General features: G+C 68.3%; 5 protein-coding genes. 3 read left to right on the top strand and 2 right to left on the bottom strand.

The annotated features are described in order from the left end of the window. Nucleotides 1–224 precede the first annotated feature (224 nt). Complete coding sequence (locus ACOJTB_RS03070; RefSeq protein WP_420101046.1) at nt 225–986, bottom strand: SapC family protein; 762 nt, start codon at nt 984–986, stop codon at nt 225–227. Between the two features lie 411 nt (nt 987–1,397). Between ACOJTB_RS03070 and ACOJTB_RS03065 the strand changes: the two genes are divergently transcribed. After that, nucleotides 1,398–2,399, top strand: coding sequence for a helix-turn-helix domain-containing protein (locus ACOJTB_RS03065; protein WP_420101045.1), 1,002 nt, complete (start codon nt 1,398–1,400; stop codon nt 2,397–2,399). Between the two features lie 23 nt (nt 2,400–2,422). Here the strand turns inward: ACOJTB_RS03065 and ACOJTB_RS03060 are convergent, their stop codons facing one another. After that, nucleotides 2,423–4,744 carry a tryptophan 7-halogenase gene (locus tag ACOJTB_RS03060; RefSeq protein ID WP_420101044.1) on the bottom strand — a complete coding sequence of 774 codons (2,322 nt, stop codon included), beginning with the start codon at nt 4,742–4,744 and terminating at the stop codon, nt 2,423–2,425. A 278-nt stretch (nt 4,745–5,022) separates the two neighbouring features. On the opposite strand from ACOJTB_RS03060, the gene ACOJTB_RS03055 reads away from it, so the two are divergent. Continuing rightward, on the top strand, nt 5,023–5,316 hold the full coding sequence (locus tag ACOJTB_RS03055; RefSeq protein ID WP_420101043.1) for a DUF3467 domain-containing protein: 294 nt from the start codon (nt 5,023–5,025) through the stop codon (nt 5,314–5,316). Between the two features lie 42 nt (nt 5,317–5,358). Next, on the top strand, nt 5,359–7,212 hold the full coding sequence (locus ACOJTB_RS03050; RefSeq protein ID WP_420101042.1) for a GAF domain-containing protein: 1,854 nt from the start codon (nt 5,359–5,361) through the stop codon (nt 7,210–7,212). The last annotated feature ends 6 nt before the right edge of the window (nt 7,213–7,218 follow it).

Here is a 7,218-nt window from a genome sequence, read left to right as displayed (position 1 = left end):
CCCACTTCTCCTGCCGCATCCACCCGTGGCCAGCGGGCGGAGCGCCGCGCGCGGTCGCCTCCAAAGAGATGAGACCGCGCGTTCAGCGCCTTGTTCGGCTCCGCTTGCGCCGGGAAAGCGGTAGTCGCTTCTCCGGGCCGGTTCCGCCTATGTGTCGAAGGATCACGGCCCTTTGCGGGGCCGGGACGATCATGTTGGGGCGGCGCGCCGCCGGCGCGTGGCGCTCAGGACTTTTTCGACGTCTTGGCCGGGGCCGCCGGCGGAGCCGTGTCGACCGGGGCGGCAGGCTCAGCCGAGGGCACGCCGATGCGCTCGGCGATGGGCGTCAGGTTCGCGAGCGAGGACAGGTGCTGGTAGATCAGCTCAAGCTCGTCGGCCTGCATCAGTTCGGCGAGCTGCTCGCCGGTCAGCCCCTTGAGCTTGTCGCGGTTGACGACGCTGAAGCCCGAGAGGGTCGCACGCTGGCCGTTGCGGAGCGTGAACTGAGCCTGCATCGGCTCCAGCAGGCCCATCGCCTCCAGCCGCGCCACGAAGATCTTCGTGCGCTGGAACTGCACCTGATAGGCCTGCAGGAAGCCCAGCACGTTCTGGAGATACTGCGTCCGCTCGCCATCGGCGTCGAACAGGCGCTCGCCACGGCCCTCATCGTTGCAGCCGGCGAATTCCTCGTCGACGCAGAGCGTGAAGACGGCATCGGCCTCGTTGGGATTGTCGCTCGAGAAGACGAAGGGATAGCGGCGCAGGAACGCGGGCACATAGCGCCCCGTCCAGGCACCCTGTTCGTCGACATAGAGGTTTTCCGCATCGCGAATGCCCAGCAGCGCCACCGGGATGACGTCACCGGAAGCCCCGCCGAACACGATCGTATATTCGGGGGCGGCACTGCCGAACTCGGCGACCATCAGCGGAACCGAGTTCACGTCTCGCGCGAATTCATAGCTCGAGCCGGCCTTGATCGACCAGGATCCGTGCCGCTGCCGCGTCACCGGGACCGCGCGTTCATATATCAGAAGCTGTTTAGCCATCATCTCGACCCTCGCGCTCCGGCTCAGGCGGCCGAATACGCATCGTCTCTCCGATATCAGGGTCTTAATGGTTTGATGAGGATTTGTGCGATCGTTTGTCTTGACCATGCGTCTCAGCGCTGCGGCGGCGTTTCCCCTGCCACCGGCGCCGACGAGCAGAAAGAGACCCTTTTACCGCTTCCGAGCCCGAATTCGTGACGAAGGCGCGCCACGATGGTTGAACAATGATCGACCCGAAGGCGTTGCAAGCCGCAGCGACCGAATTCATATCGCGCCCCGCGGCGCGATCGGCCGTTCGCCGTCCCGTGCGCGCCGACGGGTCGATGGCCGACGCCTTTGAGGGCCGCTCGATGGGAACGGGATCCCGCTGCCGTGACTGAGCTGCCCCGCCTGCATTACCTGACCACGAGCCTCGACCCGTCCGAAGCCTATCCGATCTGGTGCGAAGTCCTCTCACCGCTGTTCGAGCCCCGGCCCAACACGTCGAACAAGACGCCGCTGGGGTCCGCTGCCGCGATCATCCTGGGCGAGACGCTGATCGCGAGGGTGACGTTCAACAGCCAGGATTTCGTGCGCGATGCGGCGCGCCGCGCGGCGACACCGCACCATGTGATGCTACATCTTTATCTCAGCGGCGGCTTCACCGGCTCCATCACGGGCCAGCAGGTCACGATCTGGCCCGGACAGGTCGCCGTGATCGATCTGGCTCAGGATGTCGAGACGCGCGCGGCGGCGTCCAACTCCATCGCCCTGATCGTTCCCCGCCGGCTGTTTCCGCACCGCATCCTCATGGGCCTGAAGCCGAAGCTCGACAGCATCCGTAACCGTCTTCTGGCCGCGCATATCGCCTCGCTGAGGGCGCGCTGCCTCGTCATGACCAAGGCGGAAGCCGCGCAGGCCGAAAGGGAGATGCTGCAGACGCTGAGCCGGCTTCTCGATCCGGAGGCCGCGATCGCGAGCGAGGTCGAACGCTTGCCGGATGCCAGCCTGATGACGCTGGCGGAGGCGGCGGTGCAGGATCAGATCGCCTCGCCGGATCTGTCTCCGGAGACGCTGGCGGCAGATCTGAAGGTCTCCCGGGCGACCCTCTACCGGCTGTTCGCGGAGCATGGCGGCATCATGCGCTATGTCCAGGAGCGGCGGCTGCTCGCGATGCAGTCGGCGCTGTCCGATCCGCTGGAGCAGCGGACGCTGGCGCGCCTCGCCGCCGATCTGGGCTTTCGCAGCGACGCCCATTTCAGCCGCAGCTTCAAGGCGAGGTTCGGAACGACCGCGAGCGCCTATCGGGCGCTCCAGAAGGAGATTACCGCCCGCGCAGAACTGACCAGCGTCGAGATCGTGAAGAGCTGGTGGGAGCAGGCCGAGGGCGTCTGACGCCTTGCGCCAGCGCGCTCAGCTCAGGCTTCGCCTCCGCCGAAATAGATCGTGACGAAGGGCGCGCCACGCCGGCCCACCCCCGCAGCGATATGGCCGAGCGTTTCAGCACCGTGACGCGCCAGCACGTCGCGGATGTCGCCTTGCGGAACCGCCAGATGCGCAAAGGCAGGCTGGATCACACCGGCGAGAGCGGCGACCGAGAGGCCCGTGGCGTAGAGGTTCAGGTCGTAGGAGAGACGCGGGCTCTCTTCTTCCTTCACTTCGAGGAAATGCGCATGGCCGGTCCCCTCCCGCTCGACGATATCGAGCGCCGCTTCGGCCAGGCCTGCCGTAAAGATCCCGCCCGCATCCTCCCCCAGAGCCGGCAATCGCGCGCGGATATCGGCGGCGCTGCGCACCCTCGGCCAGTGATACAGGGTCGTCACCACGCGCTCGGGGCGAGCGGGATCCCATTTATAGGCACGGTGAACGAGGACCGGATCGCCCCCCGGATCCAGATCCGGGCGGTGCCAGAGGCGATCGGCCCGCGCCGACCATTCGACATAGAGCTTGTAGAGCGGGCCATGCACGCCGTCCTCGTAGCCCAGATGCAGGATGTCGGCATCGACGATCGCCTCGGCCGCCGCCTCACGATAGGGCGCGGGCAGTCCCAGCTCCGCGGCGAGGCTCGTCAGCATCCGGCCGGGATCGGCGCCGAGCGCCGTCCGATGGATGCTGGTCAGGAAGCGCTCGCGCTGCAAGCGACCCTCCTCCGCCTTGATCGAGCGCTCGACGGCGAAAGGCTTGCCGAGCGAGCCCATGAGCTCGGCGAGCTTGCGCCCACCGGCCGTGGCCCGGATCGCGGCGAGGCGGTCGTGCCGAGCCGGATAGGCCTGCCTCGCAGACGCGGCCCCCGGCAGGCTCTCCTCGTCGCGCCCATGGAGAGCGGCGAGAATGAGCCGATGCGGGAGAATCGGCCGCAGCATCGCGTCGTTCTGCGCGCGCACACTCTCGAGCAGGCGCCGGCACTGAAGTTCATCGAGCATGTCGACCGGGGCGAAGACGTGGCGGGGCCAGCGCCCGGCTGCAGCGAACAGGTGATAATGCGCCGTTTCGGGAAAGACAGGCTCGCTGAGAGGCTCAGCGCGGCCGCAGGCCTCGTAAAGCGCCTGTCGCCGCGTCTGTCCAGGTGAAAGAGCGGCTTCGCGACAACCGGCCCAGAAGGGCTCGGCACGGCTTGGCAGCGAGAGACACAGCGAAATCGCCTCCTGCGCGGCGGCGATATCGCGGTCGATTTCGCGGTTGAACGAATCCCGCAGCAACGGCTCGTCCACGCCGCGCGGCAACCACGCCAGCAAGTGCTCGAGGCTGCGCTGGACCAGCAGCCAGCCCAGGCCATGCAGGGGTGGCAGCACCATGGCTGCCGTCCCCAGCGTCACCACGTTCGTGCTCCAGATGCATTTTCGCCTTCCTGCAACCAGGAGGGCGCTCTCGCCGGCCGAGGCGACGCGAACACCGGTCTCCACCGCCTCGTCGAGCAGCGGCACGATCTCGTGATAGCCGGAAGGGTTGGCGCGGTAACGGGTCAGTGCTCTGCCATCGCCCGGCGCCGGGAGGGTGCGGCGTGTGATCGTCAGAGCCGGGCCGGGCGAGAGCTCGAAAGGGTTGCCCGGGTCCGTGCCACTGAGCCGCGCCGAAGAGCCCGTCGCATCAATGAAGAGGTCCCCCTCGAGCCGAGCGCCGCCGCCGAGACGCAAGGCGGCAATGCCGCGCTCGTCGCGAAGGACTTCTTCAACCCGGTCGTCCCAGCAGCGCACACCGCTCGCCAGCGCCGCATCGCGCAGCGCCTCGCACAGCGCGCCGGTGGCGAAATGGAAGCCGTAATCTCCCTCCTCCTCGACCGGCGAGCGCCCCTGCCGCTGAAGCGGCCCCAGCCCCTGCTCTGCCAGCATCGCGACGAGCGAATGATCGGTATAGGCGGGTCCGGCATCGTCGGCTTGCCGCGCCTTGAGCCAGTAATGAAAGAGATCATAACCGCCAGGGCGCGGGCCGCAGGGTCCGAAGGGGAGCAGATCCGTACGGCCGGGCCCGAACCAGTCGGCGAAGCTGCTGCCGAGGCGGTAGGTGCCACCACAGCGCCGCATCAGCGCGTCGCGATCCAGGCCGAGTTGCGCGAGCAACCGCGTGAAGGCGGGGCCGGTGGCCAGAGCGTCGTCGCGGCGGGCCGCCCCTCGCCCTGCCACGATCGCGACGCTCCACCCGAGAGGGCCCAGGCAGCGCTGCAGGAAGGCCGCCGCGAGCCATCCGGCGGGACCACCGCCGGCGATCACGAGCCGCCCTGATCCCGGCGGCACCCCGAGCACGCCGCCGCTCACGCCTCGGGGCCCATTTGCTTCACGCGATCCGCGGACTGGCTGCGATTGAGATGCTGGATCAAGACAAATGCCGATCGCACTCTTGCACCTCACGCGCAGATCTGTCGCCTACCTCAGGATACGCCGGCCGAAAACTTGGCTCGTCAGCGGTAGACATGCCGGGCCGGCGCGAGAGACTTGCAATGGATACCGGAAACGATCAAGACCACTCGGGCGATGGCGACCGCCACAAGGTGCCGGGCCTCCAACAGCAAACGGGAACGCCGGTGAGCGACGCAGGTCAGCAGGGCAACAGCGAAACCCGCCAGATCGCCTGGCGCGAGGACTCAATGGCGACGCATTTCGCGAATGTCGTCAATGTGCAGGGCACGCGCGAGCAGGTCGATCTGTTCTTCGGCACCAACCGCACCTGGAACGTCAGTGAGGCGGATCAGGTGGTCGTCGATCTGTCGAACCGGATCATCCTGACGCCACTGGCGGCCAAGCGCCTCCATGCCGTGCTCGGCGGCGTGCTGAGTGAATACGAGAACCGGCATGGCCGCCTGGATGTCGAAGCCTGATAGCAGCCTTCGCGCGAGCCGTCGGCCGCGAGGCGCCCGGTCGTGAGCGGCGCTGCGCCATCCGGACGCGGTGACGAGGCCGCCTCGGACGAGCGCGTCTTCCTGACCGAGCCGGCGCTCTGGCAGCGGCTGCAGTCCGCCGAGCGTTTCGAGGAGGCGGCGGCGGCCTGGCTCGCTCTGCAGGGCCCGATGCTGGCCGATGCACAGGCGGGAGCCGTGTTCGCCGGTACCGGCGCCGAGACGCTGACGCTCGTCGCGGCCTGGCCGGGGAGTGTGGCCGCCGATCTGGCTGAAACGGCCCGAGCCGCCTGGAGCGAAAATCGCAGCGTCGTCCGGGAGTTGGTGGCGGAGGGAGCCGCTCTGGTCGGCGTGCCGCTGAGCCAGGACGGCACCCTCTTCGCCTGTGCGGTCTTTCGCCTCACCACGCGCGATCCGGAGCGCTGGCGCGCCGCGATCCGACGGATCGGCTGGGGCGCCGCCTGGCTCGTCGCCAGGCAGAGCGGCGCCGCCGCCAGCCGGGATTCGGCGCAGCTGGGCCGTGCGCGCGCCGCGCTGGACCTGTTGGCCGGCGCGCTCGAACAGACACGCTTCGCCGCGGCGTGCCTCGCGAGCGCGACCGATCTCGCCATCCGGTTCGACTGCGCCCGTGCCTCGATAGGCTTTTCCCAAGGCCACCGCAGCCGGGTAGCGGCGATCTCGCACACCGCCCAGTTCGGTCACGAGATGAATCTCGTGCGCAGCCTCGGCGCCTGCATGGATGAGGCGCTCGACCAGCGCAGCCTGATCCTCTTTCCCTCAGCCGCCGAAGAGGCGGTGATCACCACGGCCCATGCCGAACTGGCGCGGCTGCGCCATAACGGCCATGTGCTGACGGTTCCGTTCCTTGCCGGGGACCGCTTCGTCGGCGCCTTCACGCTCGAACGCTCGGGCGACCAGCCCTTCGACCCGGAGACGATCGAGATCATCCGCGCAGCCTGCGCCGCCGTCGGCCCGGTGCTGGAAGAAAAGCGGCTGAACGATCGCTGGTTGCCGCGCAAGCTGTTCGACAGCGCCCTCGACGGGCTGAAGGCGCTCATCGGCCCCGGCCATGCCGCCGCCAAGCTCACCTTGCTCGTGCTGGCGGGCCTCGTGATCTTATTCTCCCTGGTGAAGACCGATTACCGCGTCACCTCGGATGCGCGCATCGAGGGTCTGGTGCGCCGGGCGGTCGTGGCACCCTATGACGGTTATCTGAAGACGGCCGAGAAGCGCGCGGGCGACACCGTCCGGCAGGGCGAGCTGCTGGCGGCGCTGGAAGACCGCGACCTCGTGCTGGAGCGTCTGCGCTGGGTGACCGAGCGCCAGCAGCGCGTCTTCGAATACGACAAGGCGCTGGCGACGCGCCAGCCCGCCACGATCAACATCGTGCGCAGTCAGATCGATCAGGCCGAGGCGCAGATCAAGCTGGTGGACGAGCAGCTGGCGCGGCTGAAATTCTACGCTCCCTTCGATGGGCTGATCGTCTCCGGCGATCTCAGCCAGTCGATCGGCGGGGCTGTGAGCCGGGGGCAGGTCCTTTTTGAGGTCGCGCCGCTCGACGATTACCGCGTGATCCTCCATGTCGACGAGCGTGTCGTGGCCGACGTCAAGCCGGGCCAGCGCGGCGAGGTGCTCGCCAGCGCGCTGCCGGACGAGCCCTACCCCTTCGTCGTGCAGCTGGTGACGCCTGTCGCGGAGACGCGCAACGGGCGCAATGCCTTCCGCGTCGAGGGCCGGCTGGCCGAACCCTCGACCCGACTGCGGCCGGGCATGGAGGGCATCGGCAAGGTCGAGGTCGATCGCCGACTGCTGATCGCGGTCTGGGCCCGGCCCGTGATCGACTGGCTGCGCCTCTTTCTGTGGCACATCTCGCCCTGACGCGCC

It is taken from the genome of Allobosea sp. (assembly GCF_048595345.1).
Lineage (GTDB): Bacteria > Pseudomonadota > Alphaproteobacteria > Rhizobiales > Beijerinckiaceae > Allobosea.
This window is presented reverse-complemented; position numbering and strand designations above follow the sequence as displayed.